This is a genomic window from Knoellia sp. AC549 (genome assembly GCF_979258975.1).
On sequence record NZ_OZ409890.1, the window covers coordinates 972,590 to 987,817 of the forward strand.

The 15,228-nt window shown below is 69.8% G+C and carries 16 protein-coding genes; 3 read left to right on the forward strand and 13 right to left on the reverse strand.

The window, feature by feature from the left end:
- Positions 1–9: 9 nt before the first annotated feature.
- The 7 genes from ACZZ98_RS04750 to hpt all read right to left on the reverse strand — a co-directional run bounded on the left by ACZZ98_RS04750 (position 10) and on the right by hpt (position 6,380).
- The gene (locus tag ACZZ98_RS04750) at positions 10–468 is read right to left on the reverse strand and encodes a DUF3180 domain-containing protein (protein WP_463515165.1); all 459 of its coding nucleotides are present in this window, start codon (positions 466–468) and stop codon (positions 10–12) included.
- The gene (folK, locus tag ACZZ98_RS04755) at positions 462–1,346 is read right to left on the reverse strand and encodes a 2-amino-4-hydroxy-6-hydroxymethyldihydropteridine diphosphokinase (RefSeq protein ID WP_463515166.1); all 885 of its coding nucleotides are present in this window, start codon (positions 1,344–1,346) and stop codon (positions 462–464) included. Before folK ends, ACZZ98_RS04750 begins: the two co-directional genes overlap by 7 nt.
- Positions 1,343–2,188, reverse strand: coding sequence for a dihydropteroate synthase (gene folP, locus ACZZ98_RS04760; protein ID WP_463515167.1), 846 nt, complete (start codon positions 2,186–2,188; stop codon positions 1,343–1,345). Before folP ends, folK begins: the two co-directional genes overlap by 4 nt.
- Positions 2,185–2,787: a GTP cyclohydrolase I FolE gene (folE, locus tag ACZZ98_RS04765; protein WP_463517722.1), complete on the reverse strand. Its 603-nt coding sequence runs from the start codon at positions 2,785–2,787 to the stop codon at positions 2,185–2,187. The genes folP and folE overlap by 4 nt, the downstream gene beginning before the upstream one ends.
- Positions 2,788–2,800: 13 nt before the next feature.
- A complete protein-coding gene (ftsH, locus tag ACZZ98_RS04770; RefSeq protein ID WP_463515168.1) occupies positions 2,801–4,921 on the reverse strand; it encodes an ATP-dependent zinc metalloprotease FtsH in 2,121 nt (706 codons plus the stop codon).
- Positions 4,922–5,094: 173 nt separating this feature from the next.
- Positions 5,095–5,811, reverse strand: coding sequence for an MBL fold metallo-hydrolase (locus ACZZ98_RS04775; protein ID WP_463515169.1), 717 nt, complete (start codon positions 5,809–5,811; stop codon positions 5,095–5,097).
- Positions 5,812–5,828: 17 nt separating this feature from the next.
- Positions 5,829–6,380 (reverse strand): hypoxanthine phosphoribosyltransferase, encoded by a 552-nt coding sequence (gene hpt / locus ACZZ98_RS04780; RefSeq protein WP_449274530.1) that lies wholly within the window; start codon positions 6,378–6,380, stop codon positions 5,829–5,831.
- A 159-nt stretch (positions 6,381–6,539) separates the two neighbouring features.
- Here hpt and ACZZ98_RS04785 point away from each other — a divergent pair, with 159 nt between their 5' ends.
- Both ACZZ98_RS04785 and ACZZ98_RS04790 read left to right on the forward strand, forming a co-directional pair.
- Positions 6,540–6,836 (forward strand): putative quinol monooxygenase, encoded by a 297-nt coding sequence (locus ACZZ98_RS04785; protein WP_463515170.1) that lies wholly within the window; start codon positions 6,540–6,542, stop codon positions 6,834–6,836.
- A 138-nt stretch (positions 6,837–6,974) separates the two neighbouring features.
- Positions 6,975–8,384: a matrixin family metalloprotease gene (locus tag ACZZ98_RS04790; protein ID WP_463515171.1), complete on the forward strand. Its 1,410-nt coding sequence runs from the start codon at positions 6,975–6,977 to the stop codon at positions 8,382–8,384.
- Positions 8,385–8,442: 58 nt separating this feature from the next.
- Here the strand turns inward: ACZZ98_RS04790 and ACZZ98_RS04795 are convergent, their stop codons facing one another.
- From ACZZ98_RS04795 to ACZZ98_RS04810, 4 genes are read right to left on the reverse strand one after another with little or no spacing between them, the layout of a single operon-like run.
- The gene (locus ACZZ98_RS04795; protein ID WP_463515172.1) at positions 8,443–9,408 is read right to left on the reverse strand and encodes an ArsR/SmtB family transcription factor; all 966 of its coding nucleotides are present in this window, start codon (positions 9,406–9,408) and stop codon (positions 8,443–8,445) included.
- Positions 9,401–10,396 (reverse strand): tRNA lysidine(34) synthetase TilS, encoded by a 996-nt coding sequence (gene tilS / locus ACZZ98_RS04800; RefSeq protein ID WP_463515173.1) that lies wholly within the window; start codon positions 10,394–10,396, stop codon positions 9,401–9,403. Before tilS ends, ACZZ98_RS04795 begins: the two co-directional genes overlap by 8 nt.
- A gap of 4 nt (positions 10,397–10,400) precedes the next feature.
- Positions 10,401–11,444, reverse strand: a complete 1,044-nt coding sequence (locus ACZZ98_RS04805) for a zinc-dependent metalloprotease (protein ID WP_463515174.1) — start codon at positions 11,442–11,444, stop codon at positions 10,401–10,403.
- 9 nt (positions 11,445–11,453) lie between these two features.
- Entirely contained in the window at positions 11,454–12,932 is a 1,479-nt protein-coding gene (locus ACZZ98_RS04810) for a D-alanyl-D-alanine carboxypeptidase (protein ID WP_463515175.1), read from the reverse strand.
- Positions 12,933–13,022: 90 nt separating this feature from the next.
- Here ACZZ98_RS04810 and ACZZ98_RS04815 point away from each other — a divergent pair, with 90 nt between their 5' ends.
- On the forward strand, positions 13,023–13,664 hold the full coding sequence (locus ACZZ98_RS04815) for an inorganic diphosphatase (protein ID WP_463515176.1): 642 nt from the start codon (positions 13,023–13,025) through the stop codon (positions 13,662–13,664).
- 85 nt (positions 13,665–13,749) lie between these two features.
- Here the strand turns inward: ACZZ98_RS04815 and ACZZ98_RS04820 are convergent, their stop codons facing one another.
- Together ACZZ98_RS04820 and ACZZ98_RS04825 are read right to left on the reverse strand one after the other, a co-directional pair.
- Positions 13,750–14,454, reverse strand: a complete 705-nt coding sequence (locus ACZZ98_RS04820) for a GNAT family N-acetyltransferase (protein ID WP_463515177.1) — start codon at positions 14,452–14,454, stop codon at positions 13,750–13,752.
- A gap of 102 nt (positions 14,455–14,556) precedes the next feature.
- Positions 14,557–15,075, reverse strand: a complete 519-nt coding sequence (locus ACZZ98_RS04825; RefSeq protein WP_463515178.1) for an SRPBCC family protein — start codon at positions 15,073–15,075, stop codon at positions 14,557–14,559.
- Positions 15,076–15,228: the final 153 nt, after the last annotated feature.

A 15,228-nucleotide genomic window follows, 5' to 3' on the forward strand; every position in this document is an offset into this window, starting at 1 on the left:
GCCGAGTCGTCAGTCCTCCGTGGGCGGGTCGACCCGGCACCAGTGCTGTCCCACCAGCCCCGCGATGCTCAGCACGACACCAGCGCCGACGAGGATCGCCAGGCGCCACACGCGGGACTCGTTGGCCACGAGCTCGAGTCCACCCGCGACGACAGCCAGCTGTCCGGCATACCAGCCGGCGGCAGCCGCGCCGGTGAGGGTGGCCGCCTGGGCGAGCACGACGACCCGGGCGGCGCGCAAGGGGTCCAGGCGCCGGGTCGAGCGCGCGCCGAGGTAGGCACGCACCGGCCAGGCGAAGCCGATGACGAACGCCGCCATGGCCACGAGCAGGCCAGCAGCCAGCCAGGACGGCCGCGGAACGAGTGAGCCCCCGGCCGTGACGAGGTGCCACAGCAACCACGAGACCAGCCCAACACCGAGGCCGACAGCGAGCGCCACCCGCACCCGCACGCCGTGGCCCGTCACCATCCGTCCTCCAACAGGTCGACGTCAGGTCCGAGCGTGACTCCGGCCGTCCCGACCTCGGCGACGAGCTCAGCCACGCGCCGGACCTCGCCGTCCACCCGCAGCGTCGCCTCCGAGTCGGCGTCGGCCCACGGCACGAGCACGAACGCGCGCTCGCGGGCCCGCGGATGCGGCAGGGTCAGCGCCTCGGTCGAGAGGCGGACGTCGGTGTCGAAGACGGGGTCGCCGTACTGGATGAGGTCGAGGTCGAGCGTGCGCGGCCCCCACCGCTCCTTGCGGACCCGGCCGTTGTCGAGCTCGATGTCCTGCATCGTGCGCAGGAGGCGTTGCGGAGACATCGACGTCGTGCCGACGACGACGGCATTGAGGTATGCCGCCTGCGCCGGTCCGCCCACCGGTGCGGTCTCGTAGACGCGTGAGGCGGCCTTGAGCTCGAGCGCGAGCCAGAGGGACCCGACCGCAGTCTGGATCGTCTCCACCGACTCGCCCATGTTGGAGCCGATGGCGATGACGACCGGTGTCTCGCGCAAGCGCTCGACCGTGACGGCGACGTCGGTGAAGGGATGACCAACCGGCGCCTGCGGCTTGTGCACCGTGACGATGACCGCCTCGACGAGGGGACGGGTCAGCACCTTGGTGGCGATCTGGTCGGCGAGGGCCTCGATGAGGTCGAGCGACTCACCGGCGATGAGCTCGACGATGTCGCTGGCGACCTCGGCGTAGTTCACGGTGTCCACGAGGTCGTCGCTGGCGCCGGCCGGCGCGAGGTCGACCTCCATCTCGACGTCGACGACGAACGTCTGACCGTCCTGCTTCTCGAAGTCGAGGACGCCGTGAAAACCCTTGGCGGAGATGCCTTTGAGGGCGATGCGGTCACTCATGTGCTCACCTCGTCGGGTTGGCTCAAGGCCTCGGCCACGTCGAGTGCCTGCACGGTGGCGGCGACGTCGTGCACCCGCACCGCCCAGGCCCCGTGTCGCGCGGCGTGGAACGAGGTCACCGCCGTGGTGAGGTCGCGCTCGGTCGCCGGACGCGGCTCGGCACCGTCCGGGCGCCCGAGCCGCCCGAGGAAGGCCTTGCGCGAGGTCCCGACGAGGAGCGGGTGCCCGAGGGCGACGAGCTCGTCGAGCCGGCGCAGCAGCGCCCAGTTGTGCTCAGCGGTCTTGGCGAACCCGAAGCCGGGGTCGAGAATGATGTTGCCAGCCCGAACTCCGCTGTCCTGCAACACCTTCACCTGTTCGCGCAGCTCAGCGCAGACGTCGGCGACGACGTCGTCGTAGGTCGCTCGCTCCTGCATGTCTGCGCTGTGCCCACGCCAGTGCATGGCGACGAAGGGTATGGCGGCCTGCGCGACGAGCGGGACCATGTCACCATCCGCGCGGCCTCCGCTCACGTCGTTGACCAGGGCGGCGCCGGCGTCGAGCGCGGCGGAGGCGACGGCGGCTCGCATCGTGTCGATGGACACGATCGCGCCCTCTGCGGCGAGGGCGCGGACGACGGGCAGGACCCGCCGCAGCTCCTCCTCGACCGGGGGTCGCTCCGCCCCGGGTCGCGTCGACTCACCACCGACGTCGATGACGTCGGCACCTGCGGCGACGAGCTCACGGCCGTGCGCGATCGCGGCCTCGGGCTCGAACCACTCGCCGCCGTCGCTGAACGAGTCGGGGGTGACGTTGACGACCCCCATGACCTTGGGCCGAGGTCCGGCGACGAGCGAGATCACCGCTTGCCGCCGAGCAGGAGCGACATCGCCTCTGCCCGGGTGGCGGGGTCGCGCAGCTGGCCGCGCACGGCCGACGTGATGGTGCGGGAGCCGGGCTTGTGCACTCCCCGCATGGACATGCACAGGTGCTCGGCCTCGATGACGACGATGACGCCCTGCACCCCGAGGTGCTCGACGAGGGCATCGGCCACCTGGGTGGTGATGCGCTCCTGGACCTGGGGACGGCGGGCGAAGACGTCGACGAGCCGGGCCAGCTTGGAGAGGCCGGTGACGGTGCCGTCGGACGACGGGATGTAGCCGACATGGGCCACACCGTGGAAGGGCAGCAGGTGGTGCTCGCAGGTCGAGAAGATCTCGATGTCGCGCACGATGATGAGCTCTTCGTGGTCGATCGAGAACCGCGCGGACAGGACGTCAGCCGGGTCCTGGGACAGGCCGGCATACAGCTGGGTGGCGGCACGCGCGACCCGGTCCGGGGTGTCGATCAGACCTTCGCGGTCGGGGTCCTCCCCGATCGCGATGAGCAGCTCGCGCACGGCGGCGCGAGCGCGTTCGTGGTCCACCTGGCGTGGCGCGACGCTGTCGGCCTCGGTGGGCAGGACAGCGTCAGCCTCAGTGGGCGTCGGGGTCGACACGCTGGCCCTCGGGAACCTCGATCACCTTGGTCGGCGGGTGCTCCTCGGCCGCCGCAGCGGGGTGCGCGCCCTCGGTCGCGGCCCTGTCGATCGCCGCCACCGTCGCCGGGTCACCCTCGTTGGCGTGGGCACCGGCGGGTGCGCCGGACGAGTCGTGTCCGTTGAGGGCTGCCCGCTCGGCCGGCGTCATCACCGGCGGCTGGTCGGAGATGCCTCGGTGCTCGCTCGAGAGCCACGTCGGGCGCAACGGCCGCTTGACGATGTCCTCGAAGATGACCGCGAGGTCCTTCTGGTTGAGGGTCTCGCGCTCGAGGAGCTCGAGGACGAGGCGGTCGAGGACGTCGCGGTTGGCGTTGATGACGTGCCACGCCTCGTCGTGCGCGGCCTCGATGAGCCCACGCACCTCCTCGTCGACAATGCCGGCGATCTTCTCGGAGTAGTCGCGCTGGTGCCCGAGGTCGCGGCCCAGGAAGACCTCACCCTGGCTCTGGCCGAGCTTGATCGCGCCGACGCGCTCGCTCATGCCGTACTCGGTGACCATCTTGCGGGCCATGGCGGTGGCCTTCTCGATGTCGTTGGCGGCACCGGTCGTGGGGTCGTGGAAGATGATCTCCTCCGCGACGCGGCCACCCAGTGCGTAGGCGAGCTGGTCGAGGATCTCGTTGCGCGTCGTGGAGTACTTGTCGTCGAGGGGCATGACCATCGTGTAGCCGAGCGCTCGGCCGCGGGGCAGGATCGTCACCTTGGTCACCGGGTCGGTGTGGTTCATCGCCGACGCGACCAGGGCGTGGCCACCCTCGTGGTAGGCCGTGATCTTGCGTTCCTTGGCGGACATGATCCGCGTCTTCTTCTGCGGTCCGGCGATGACGCGGTCGATGGCCTCGTCGAGCGTGAAGTCGTCGATGAGCTTCTTGTCGGTGCGGGCCGTGAGCAGCGCGGCCTCGTTGAGGACGTTGGCGAGGTCGGCACCGGTGAAGCCGGGCGTGCGCCGCGCGACGGCGAGCAGGTCGACGCCCGCGGCCATCGGCTTGCCCTGCGAGTGGACCTCGAGGATGCGGTGGCGGCCGAGCATGTCGGGCGCCTCGACGGCGATCTGGCGGTCGAAGCGGCCCGGGCGCAGCAGCGCGGGGTCGAGGATGTCGGGGCGGTTGGTCGCGGCGATGAGGATGACGTTGGTCTTGACGTCGAAGCCGTCCATCTCGACCAGCAGCTGGTTGAGCGTCTGCTCGCGCTCGTCGTGTCCGCCGCCCATGCCTGCGCCGCGGTGGCGCCCGACGGCGTCGATCTCGTCGACGAAGACGATGGCGGGCGCGTTGGCCTTGGCCTGCTCGAAGAGGTCACGGACACGCGAGGCACCGACACCGACGAACATCTCGACGAAGTCCGAGCCGGAGATCGAGTAGAACGGCACCCCGGCCTCACCGGCGACGGCGCGGGCGAGGAGGGTCTTGCCGGTTCCGGGAGGGCCGTAGAGGAGGACACCCTTGGGGATCTTGGCTCCGACCGCGAGGAACTTGGCCGGGTCCGAGAGGAACTCCTTGATCTCGTAGAGCTCCTGCACGGCCTCGTCGGCGCCCGCGACGTCGTCGAAGGTCACCTTGGGGGTGTCCTTGGTGGCCAGCTTGGCCTTGGACTTGCCGAACTGCATGACCCGCGAGCCGCCGCCCTGGGACTGGCTCATGATGAACCAGAAGAGGCCGACGAGCAGCAGGATCGGGAAGATGCTGATGAGGAGCGTGAAGAACGGGTTCTGCGTCTCCCGCTTGTCGTTGTAGCCGTTGGTGGGCTCGTTGGCATCGATCAGCGCGACAAGGGACTCGGCGCGGGCGTCGACGAACTCGGCCTGGACCTTGTCGGCGTCCTTGATGTTGGCGCCTTCGTCGGAGTAGGCCGCGTCCTGCTTGAGGTCGAGCTTGAGGACGTTGTCACTCGTCAGCTCGGCCTTGTCGACCTTCTTGTCGGTGATGAGCTTCTCGGCCTTCGCGGTGTCGATCGTCGCGTAACCGTCGTCACCCCCGAGCGAGAACATCACCACGGTGATGGCGATGACGGCAAGGACCCAGAACAACGGGGTCTTGAACACGCGCTTGGCATCCATGAATGTGAATGGGGCCAGTGGCCCCACGTCCTCCTGATCAGCGAAATCTCCGTGCGCGCTCAGGCGGCACAGGTCTGGGTGCACACGCTACCCGTCTGGAGCCTGGCTCCACGGGGCGCGTCCGACCGGGACAACGACCGGCGTATGCCGCGTGTTCCGCGAGGTCCGCGACCTCAGGTCCGGTTGCGGGCGAGGAAGTCGCCGATCGCGGCCCGGGGGTTGTCGCGCAGCTCCGCGCCATGGGTGAACGCTGCGGTCGTGTAGTCGAGCGTCGTCAGGCGCTCCGCCGTCTGCATGGTCATGACGAAGTTCGTGCAGAACGCCTTGACCGGCCACCTCAGTCCACGCACGTTGAAGATCGAGTCGCCGGTGATGAGGACCCCGCTGTCGCGGTGGAGGTATGCCGCGTGGCCGGGTGAGTGCCCGGGCGTGTGCACCACCTCGAGACCTCCGGCCACGGGGACGACCTGCCCGTCGACGAAGGTCTCGCCGACCTCGATCGGCTCGAAGGCCTGTCGTCCGCCCATGAGCAGGTTGGCGAGGGCGCCGATCCGCAGCGAGCCGTCGCGCGGCGGCGAGTGGCCACTGCGGGCGAAGGTGGCGTCGTCCTCATGGACTCCGAAGGCCTGGCCCGTCTCGCGCGACACATGGGCAGCACCGCCGGCGTGGTCGAGGTGCGCGTGGGTGAGCAGGAGGCGGGTGACATCGCTCGGGCCGGAGCCGATGGTCGAGAGGGCCGCCATGACCTTGGGTCCGTGGGACGCAAGGCCCATGTCGACGAGCGTCACCTGACCGTCGTCGTCACGAAGGATGAAGCCGTTGATGAAGTCGCGCAGGAGGCGGATGCGCCACACTCCGGGGGCGAGGGGGACGACGAGGTCCGTGGCCATGCCCGCCTGCCTCTCGGTCAGCTGTAGACGTGCGGGGCGAGCGTGCCGACCTGCCGGAGGCCGCGGTACTGCTCGTCGTAGTCAAGGCCGTAGCCGACGACGAACTCGTTGGGGATGTCGAACCCGACCCACTTGACGTCCACCTCGACCTTGGCGGCCTCGGGCTTGCGCAGCAGGGTGACGATCTCGACCGAGGCCGGCCGGCGGGACTCGAGGTTGGCCCTGATCCACGAGAGGGTCAGGCCCGAGTCGACGATGTCCTCGACGATGAGCACGTGCTTGCCGGAGATGTCGGCGTCCAGGTCCTTGAGGATCCGGACGACACCGCTGCTCTTGGTGCCCGATCCGTAGGAGGAGACCGCCATCCAGTCGACGGGAGCCGTCATCGGCAGGGCTCGCAGGAGGTCGGCCATGACCATCACCGCCCCCTTCAGGACTCCCACGAGGAGCAGATCCTTGCCGGCGTACTCCTGCGCGATCTCCTCGGCCAGCTCGGCGAGCTTGGCCTGGATCTCGTCCTCGGTGACGAGGACCCGCTCGAGGTCGGCCCCCATGTGGGCAGCGTCCACGATGCTCTCCTGGTGGTGTCGTCGGTCCTGGGTCGGTCGGCCACGTCCTGGCCAACCGGTCACCTCCTAGTCAACCGGACAAGCGGGCCGCATGGACACCCGGGCACCCGTACTGTGCAAATCACCCGGATTCGGGACCCATCCACGAGAGGCGCTCCCATGAGCGAGCTGAACGTCGTCGCCACCATCCCCGTCAAGCCCGAGCACGTCGAAGCCCTGCGCGGCGCGCTCACCCAGCTCGCCGAGGCCACCCGGCAGGAGTCCGGCTGCCTGGCCTATGACCTCTTCGAGTCCGCCGCGGCGCCCGGGGTGTTCGTCACCGTCGAGCGCTGGACCGACCAGGCAGCCCTCGACGCCCACATGCAGGCTCCACACGTTGCTGCGGCGTTCGCCGCCGCCGAGGGAGCGCTTGCCGGCGACGTGGCGATCCACCCGTTGACCCCCGTCGCGGGGTAAGGGGACGATCGGCGCCGTTCAAGCGACGCCGACGATGTAGCCGATCCCTACATCAATTGCCGGTCGACCTCCGCGGGACGAAGGTTTCACGCTGTCCGGGCATCATCCGGGAGAACCAGCCTTCGTAAGGAACCCGAAATGAACACACGTCGTACTTCGCTGTGGGCGCGCGCCGCCGCAGCGTTGGGAACCGCCGCGGTGGTGGCGGTGGCAGGAGCGGTCGCCACAGCCGCCCCAGCACATGCTGACTGGAACTCCGGTCAAGGCTTCGTCCTCCTGGACAGCACCGTCCGGGACCGACCGGCCTACACGATCAGGTTCTCGAGCAGCAGCGTGGAGGCCTCCGCGCGCCCGTACCTCGAGCGCAGCGTCAACGAGCTGCACTCCATCGCGAACACCCGAATCACCTTCGGTGGCGTCGGCTCACGTACCGGCTCGGGAGACGAGATCTATGTCAGCGCGGCCACCGGCGGATCCTGCGGTTCGACGCCCTGGGGGTCCTGGGACGGGTGTGGCTCCTATGGGCTGTCGAGCGGCTACGTCAGCAGCTCCCACCTCCAGCTCAGGATGGCCGCCTTCACCAAGTCGTCCTCGTACCTCCACGCCCTGCTCAGCCACGAGCTCGGACACACGCTGGGCCTGCGTCACGCCACAGACCCCGCCCAGCTCATGCACGGAACCGTCGACAGCTCGGACTTCGCGGGGGACGGAACCTACAAGGCCGGCGACCGAAACGGACTTCGGTACCTCGCGCGGGGCACCACGACACCGCCGGACGGCACGGCCGGTTCCGGCCAGGTGTGGGAAGCAGCCAGCTCGACTGGTTGGAAGGCACTCGCGATGGGCGACTCCAACGGTCCCATCCGAGCCAGCCGCACCTCCGCGGTCGTGCGACCGGACGGCACGAAGGTGCTCTACTCGTTGAACAACGGGCAGGTCTGGGAGGCCGGAAGCAACGCCGGCTGGCGCAACCTCTACACCGGCATCAGTGACGCTACCGACCTGGACGTGATCGTCCGGCCTGATGGCAAGAGCGTGGTCTACACCGTCAGGAACGGACAGGTCTGGGAGGCCGGCAGCGACAGCTGGCGCAACCTCTACACCGGCATCAGCGGTGTCACGGACATCTCCGCCGTCGTCCGTCCCGACGGAAGCACCGTGCTCTACTCGCTCATCAACGGCGGGGTGTGGGAGGCCGGAAGCAACGCCGGCTGGCGCAACCTCTACACCGGGATCAGCGGCGCCACCGATGTGGACGCGATCGTCCGGCCCGATGGCAAGAGCGTGGTCTACACCCTGATCAACGGACAGGTCTGGGAGGCCGGCAGCGACAGCTGGCGCAACCTCTACACCGGGATCAGCGGCGCCACCGACGTCTCGGGCATCGTCCGTCCCGACGGAAGCACCGTGCTCTACACCCTCATCAACGGCGGGGTGTGGGAGGCGGGGAGCAGCGCCGGCTGGCGCAACCTCTACACCGGCATACCGGGTCGGACCGTGGCCGCGATCCGGTCCGGTGGCGGTGAGGTGATCTACGCGACCCGTTAGCGCAGCGTCCTGGTGGCGAGTGGACGTCATGTCCGCCGACCTGAGCGAGGAGGGGCGCTCAGGTCGGCGGGTGAAGGTCGCCAAGAAGCGCTTCGGCGGCCGACGTTCGGACGTAGAGCAGAGACCGGCCGTCGCGGATCGTCGTCACCAGCCCCACGTCACGCAGCCACCGCAGCTGCTGGTTGGCCGCGGACACGCTGATGCGTCGCCGGGCGGCCACCGTGGTGCTCGACATCGGTTCACGCAGGTTCATCAGCAGCGTCGCCCGAGTGGTGCCGAGCAGCTGCACCGCGCGCTGCGGCGCCGGCGACGGCAGGTCGAGACGACCTCGGCCCAGCGCGGGATACAGGATGTAGGGCGGCGCATCGGCGTTGAAGGGGTAGGACGCATGCGGCGTGAAGTGCGTCGGCACGAAGACCAGCCCCCGACCTCGGGCATCGGCGTGGAAGTGTGGACCGCTGGGGTTCCAGGCCTGGATCTCCCTGTCCCCGAACCGCAGTGCCGGGCTCAGGTCGTCAAGCATCGGTCGCAGACCGACCCGGGCACTGGTCACGGCCCGCATCGTGATGTCACCCGAGAGGTTGGCGTGCATCGGGGACCACCACGGCCGGACGCAGGTCAGCCAGTACTCCTCCATCGCACGCACGATGCGCTCGAGCACGCGCGCGGTCGGACCGACGAGAGCGGCCGGCCGTCCTGACGGATAGAGGTCGTCGAGGTCCCGGTCCACGACCTTCGCGGGCAACCGTGACACCGTCGACAGCTCGTCGTCGAAGTCCGTCGACGGCGCCACCGGCCGCGGGTTGAGGAACTCCGGAGTCGAGTAGTCCGGTGCGACGAGCGCCAGCAGCATCTCGAGGTCGAGGCCCGCGAGTCGGGGCTCGATGGGCCGACGCCATGGGGCCATGTGTGGATAGACGTCGGGGCGCCACACCGCCCGCAGCGACAGTGTCGTCTCGCTGAGGACCGAGATCCCGAACGTGGCCGTGGTCAGGTCAGCCTCGGCGATGCGATAGCTAACCATGTGCGGCTGCACGACTAACCGAATCCGGCTGTGCCACAACGTATCCGTCACGCCGCAGCACGCGGACGGGTCCTGGAGCATGGACCGGTCCCTGACCGCGCCAGTTGGTGACCAACGCATCACACGACTCGGTATGCCGGGTGCTCACCTGCCCGGCCGGCGCACCGGCCGCGACGAGGAGCCTTCGCCAGACCCGCATGCGCACGCCCCGGGCCAGCCCACCGAGATCGGCGACGGCCCACGGACCAGTCCCCAGCGCCGACACCGCGTCATCGGCAAGGGCGTCGAGGACATCGGCGTCGTCCCTCAGCTGATCGGCCGAACGCCCCAGTGCCGCAATGACTCCCGGCCCCAGGTCGGCCTCGAGGTCGGCGACGGCCCGGCGCGCGCGGACGCGCGTGAAGGAGGTGTCCTCGTTCATCGGGTCGTCCCACCACTGCACCCCCTCGGCGGCGCAGGACTCGCGACACTCAGCCCGGGTCACACCCAGCAGCGGTCGCCGATAGCGCCCTTGAGCCGCCGGCATCCCGGCCAGCGAGCGTGCACCCGACCCACGGACCAGGCCGAGCAGCACCTGCTCGGCTTGGTCGTCGAGGGTGTGGCCGAGCAGGACCACAACGGCACCGAGGCGGTCCGCCGATCCGGACAACGCGGCATACCGGGCGTCTCTGGCTGCGGCCTCGAGCCCGGAACCGTTGCCCGACACCGCTGCTCGCTCGACCACGACCGGGTCGAGCCCGAGGCCTCGACATCGCTGCGCCGCCTCCTCGGCAACGTGGGCCGAGTCCGGCTGCAGCCCGTGGTCGACCACGACGGCCCCCGCGCGCCACGGCGCGTGCCGGGCCTCGTGGGCAACGGCCTCCGCGAGCGCCATCGAGTCGCCGCCACCCGAGCACGCCACCAGAACGAGGGACGCGGGTGAGAGGTCCGCGAGAGCCGCGCGGACGGCATACCGGATCTTCGCCGTCGACGGGTGCGGACCGGACATGCGCTCAGCCGTGCACGCGCGTGACCCAAGCGGCCGGATCGGTGATCTCGAGCGGCTTGGGCAAGGTCTCGGGTGAGGACCAGATCGCGTTGAACCCATCGACACCAACACGGTCCTGCACGCCTCGCACGAAGGCCGCGCCGTCCTTGTACTGACGCATCTTGGCCTCGAGCCCCAGCAGCCGTCGCAGCATCTTGTCCACGGCGCCGGCCCCCTTGCGTCGCTCGGTGAACTTGGCGCGGATCTGCGCGACCGTCGGGATGTGGGCAGGTCCCACGTCATCCATGACGACGTCCGCGTGGCCCTCGAGGAGCGACATGACGGCGGTGAGCTCGGCGAGCTTGGCCCGCTGCTCGGGGGTCGTCACGAGGTCGGTGATGCCACCGGAAGCTTTGCTGAAGAGCTCGGGAAGCTTCTCGGTGATGCGCCTCGTGAGCTCCTGGATGCGCTCCTGGTCGGGCGCCATGTCGGTGGCGAGCTGCCGGGCCTGGTCGATCATGTGCTCGCGCAGCCACGGCACGGCGGTGAACTGCACACGGTGCGTCTCCTCGTGCATGCACACCCAGGCGCGGAAGTCCTCGGCGTCGACGTCGAGCTCGCGCTGGACCTGGACGAGGTTGGGGGCGACGAGCAGCAGCGCCGGGGTGCCGCCGGGTGCCAGGTCGTACTGACCCAGGACCTTGCTCGACATGAACGCGAGCAGCGCCCCCGCCTCGGCGCCGGTGACCTTGCCGCCGATGACGGCGCCGACTCCGGAGGGAGCGTTGCGCTGCTTGACGATCTGCTCGAACGCGGGGTTGAGCATCGCGCCCATCGAGTCGGCGTTCATCGCGATCCACGTCGGCCGGTCGATGACCAGGGCCTCGGGGGCACCGTCGGGCGTCGAGAGTCGGGAGGTCTCGGCCACGGGTCCGTGGGCCCGCCGGGCTGCGGCCCGGATGGCCTCCACCTCGGCGGTGGCCTCGTCCGACGACACGTTCGGTCCCGCTGCGACGAGGGTCCGCCCGGTGGTCTTGGCGAACTCCCAGTCGACGTAGCTGTTGCTCACGTGCTCTCCTCAGTGACGACCCGACATCAGCGACAGCCGCACCGGGTCAGTGCGGTGACGAACCGATCCAACGCCGCGCGTGCTCCGAGCGTTCCCGATGAGGGTGGCACACGGTCGGCGAGGATGGTGAACGTGAGCAGGCGCCCGTCGGCTGTCACGGTCGTCCCGGCCAGGCTCGAGATGCCGGTCAGGGTGCCGGTCTTCGCCCTCGGTATGCCGGCCACGGACTTGGTCTTCGAGCTTCTGGTAGCGCTTGGAGAGGGTGCCGGTCAGGCCGGCCACCGGCAGCTTGGCGACGGCGGCCTGCAGGTCCGGCTCGCGTCCCGACGTCGCGAGGGCGAGCACCTCGCTGATCGTCGTGGCGCTCACGAACTGCCCGTAGGCGAGACCGCTGGTGTCGAGGGTGGCCATGCCCGCCGTGGTGACACCCGCAGCCGCCAGGGTCGAGCGCACGAAGTTCGGCGGGGCCAGGAGGGCGGCCGGCGACTGACCGACACTGACCATCGCCTGGCGCACGAGGTTCTCGGTGAGGGCGTCGTCACTCACGGTCAGGGCAAGGTCGAGGACCTCCCGGTAGGTCGCGGACTCGACCGACCCCAGCTCCTGCGCCGCGGCCGGGGCCGGGGTGCCGTGGCCGCGGATCGGGGTCACCGTCGTGCGCACGCCACGCTTGTTCAGGAGGGCTCCCAGCGACGCCGCGACCGAGTCCTCGGCGACCGCGACCGACGGAGTGCCGATGCGTGGCCGTTGCACGGCGCGGCCCAGCATCGCCACCCCCTGGGTGAAGCCGTCACGGACATCGATCGCCTTCCACTTAGCAGGGAGGCGGGGTCCGGCGGCATACGTGGCATCGACGCGGAGCGTCACGGGCCCGGCCCCACGGGCCTTCAACGAGGCAGCCACCTCGTCGGCGAGGGTCGCCAGGCCAGCGTGTCCGGCGACCACGTCCGGGTTCGACGCCCCGTCGCCGATCATCGTGTCGCCGCCAGCGACGAGCATGATCTCCCCCGGCGTGCTGCCGGTGACCACCCGGGTGGACATCCTGGCGTCGAGGTCGAGGGACTTCACAGCAGCGAAGGCGCTGAGGATCTTCGTCGTCGAGGCCGGCTCTCGCGGGGTTGCGGGATCGACGGCATACAGCTCCGTGCCCGTGAGACCGTCACGGACGCTGATCCCCACGCTCGGACCCAGCCACGGGTCCTTCGCGAGCGCCCCCAGGGCCTTGGTGAGTCCCGCCGTCGTCGGCGGCGCCCCGGCGGCCGAGGGGGTGGGGGTCGAGGTGCCACCAGCGCTTCGGCCGGAGCCTGCTGCGGCTGGCAACGGGGCCCAGCTCGGCGACGGTGACGCCGAGCCGGTGGGGGTCGGCGGGTCGATCGAGGCCCCGTCGTGGGTCAGGACGCCGGGCGCCAGGTCGACGACGTCCGCCGCGGCATATCCGACGCCGCCGACGAGGAGACACGTGACCCCCGCCACAACCGCCCGTCGCATCCGACCCCTTCTCCTGCAGTGCCCCAATCATGCGGGACAATGATCCTCGAGCGTAGGTCATCCGTACCCATCCGAAAGAAGGCCACCACCGTGGAGTTCGACGTCACCATCGAGATCCCCAAGGGACACCGCAACAAGTACGAGGTGGATCACGAGACCGGGCGCATCCGTCTGGACCGGATGCTCTTCACGTCGATGGCCTACCCCTCGGACTACGGCTACGTCGAGGACACCCTTGGTGAGGACAGCGACCCCCTCGACGCCCTCGTGCTGCTCGACGAGCCCACCTGGCCCGGCTGTCTCGTCCGGGCCCGCCCCATCGGCATGTTCCACATGCGTGACGAGGCCGGTGGCGACGACAAGATCCTCTGCATCCCCGCCGGCGACCCGCGCAAGGCGCACATCACCGAGCTCGACCACATCAGCGAGTTCGACCGCCTCGAGATCCAGCACTTCTTCGAGACCTACAAGGACCTCGAGCCCGGCAAGTCCGTCGAGGGCGCGCACTGGGCCGGTCGTGAGGACGCCGAGCGCTGCGTCGAGGAGGCGATCGAGCGCGCCAAGGAGGCCGGCATGACCACGGCCCGCTGGCGTATGCCGGCCGCCCAGGAGTCCGACGCCCGCGCTGCTTCCGCTGCCCGCACCAAGGAGGAGCACGCCCACGCAGCCGCGAAGGCCAAGGAGGAGCTCGCCACCAAGGAGCGGCCCCTCAGCGACTCCCCCGACCACTGAGGTCCCAGCCCACCTTTCCCGCCTGAAGTGGGTTTCTCTCACCTCGCTTGATCGCCTCGGTCAGGCGAGGTGAGATGTTTCGGTCCTACCTCATGGAAGACAGCGACGTGCGCTGACGACCTGAGTCGTCGAAGTTGCCCGGGTCGAGCCATGCCTCGTGGGCGGCCCGGACCTGCGGCCACTCGCCGTCGGTGACCGAGAACCAGTCGGTGTCGCGGTTGCGGCCCTGCGTGACCATGTGGTTGCGGAACCGCCCCTCATAGGTGAAGCCCAGGCGGGCAGCGGCACGTCGTGACGGCTCGTTGAGGCTGTCGCACTTCCACTCGAAGCGGCGGTAGCCGAGGTCGTCGAAGGCATAGCGCATGAGCAGGTGGATCGCCTCGGTCGCCGCCCGGGTCCGCTGCAGGGTCCGGCCGAAGAGCACGCCAGCCACCTCGACCTGTCCGGTCCGTGGGTCGATCCGGTTGAACGACGCGATCCCGCTGGGCCGGCCGGCGCGCTCTCCCTCGAGTGGGACCAGCGTGTAGGTCAGGTTCGGCGAGTCCAGGATGTCGGCGAGGTGCATCCACAGCCCCGCGAGGGACGTCGGCTTCGCGATCGGCCGGTAGGTCCAGAGCGCGTCGTCCTCCGGCCCGCAGACCGCCGCGAACAGGTCCGCGTAGTGCACCGAGTCCAGCGGCACGATCCGCACGTACTGCCCCTCGAGGGTCACCAGCTCGGGCTCGGGCCGAGCCTCCCAGCCGGGCACGACATGACCGACGGGCTGCCCGAACGCGTTGATCTGTGGCACCGCCGCAGGCTATCCGAGACGCGCGGCCAACCCGCGGCGCTCTCGTGGTCCCTGCCCTCGTCCTCGCCCTTGCCCCTGGTTCGGGCTCTCAGTGGGTCCGAGTCAGGACGGCGTCGAGCTGACGCTGAGGTCGGCGCGCAGGGCGGCCAGCGTCTTCGCGATGTTGCGCTCCTGGAAGCTCGCGAACGTCCGACCGCCGGTGAGCCTGCTGTCGACCGCGTTGGCGAGTCGGTCGGGCCACCGACGACGCGCGTCACGCCACGTCTCGGTGACCAACACGCCGTCCTCCACGGCCTCGAACGTGTACTCCCAGCGAGCGATGGCGATCCTGAGGAGAGGAGACCTCAGGCCCCAAGCGACGACGTCGAACGCGAACCTCTCCCCCGGCTCGGCAGCGACCACCTTGCACCGCGTCTGCCACCGCGTGCCCCCGCGCTTGTTGGCGCCGACGAAGACGTCTCCTACCGTGAGGCTGCCGGCGGTCCCGCGCTCGACCCGGGCTCCCGTGTTCTCCGGGCTCCAGCGACCCATCTGTGTCGGGTCGCTCACCTGCGCGTACGCCTCGGCCGGCGTGACCCCCGCGATGACCACCGAGTCACTGACCTTCATCTCACGTCCCATCACCCGAGGGTAGGTGAGCGGTCTGCGCACCGGGCGGGGCGGCATACCGGAGCGTTGTCGGTATGCCGCCCCGCTCCTTTCGCGAGACATTCGGTGGCGTTCGGCGTAGGTTCACCGCAGTCGAGGAGGTGGATCGATGCGGGGTGGCCTGCG

What these genes read in the sequence shown, in the direction of transcription:
- ACZZ98_RS04775 (WP_463515169.1), bottom strand. Translation starts at nt 5,811, where the DNA reads ATGGCCACGGACCTCGTCGTCCCCCTCGCCCCCGGAGTGTGGCGCATC.
- ACZZ98_RS04795 (WP_463515172.1), bottom strand. Translation starts at nt 9,408, where the DNA reads ATGGTTAGCTATCGCATCGCCGAGGCTGACCTGACCACGGCCACGTTC.
- ACZZ98_RS04750 (WP_463515165.1), bottom strand. Translation starts at nt 468, where the DNA reads ATGGTGACGGGCCACGGCGTGCGGGTGCGGGTGGCGCTCGCTGTCGGC.
- ACZZ98_RS04790 (WP_463515171.1), top strand. Translation starts at nt 6,975, where the DNA reads ATGAACACACGTCGTACTTCGCTGTGGGCGCGCGCCGCCGCAGCGTTG.
- folK (WP_463515166.1), bottom strand. Translation starts at nt 1,346, where the DNA reads ATGAGTGACCGCATCGCCCTCAAAGGCATCTCCGCCAAGGGTTTTCAC.
- ACZZ98_RS04785 (WP_463515170.1), top strand. Translation starts at nt 6,540, where the DNA reads ATGAGCGAGCTGAACGTCGTCGCCACCATCCCCGTCAAGCCCGAGCAC.
- tilS (WP_463515173.1), bottom strand. Translation starts at nt 10,396, where the DNA reads ATGTCCGGTCCGCACCCGTCGACGGCGAAGATCCGGTATGCCGTCCGC.
- ACZZ98_RS04810 (WP_463515175.1), bottom strand. Translation starts at nt 12,932, where the DNA reads ATGCGACGGGCGGTTGTGGCGGGGGTCACGTGTCTCCTCGTCGGCGGC.
- ACZZ98_RS04825 (WP_463515178.1), bottom strand. Translation starts at nt 15,075, where the DNA reads ATGGGACGTGAGATGAAGGTCAGTGACTCGGTGGTCATCGCGGGGGTC.
- ftsH (WP_463515168.1), bottom strand. Translation starts at nt 4,921, where the DNA reads ATGGATGCCAAGCGCGTGTTCAAGACCCCGTTGTTCTGGGTCCTTGCC.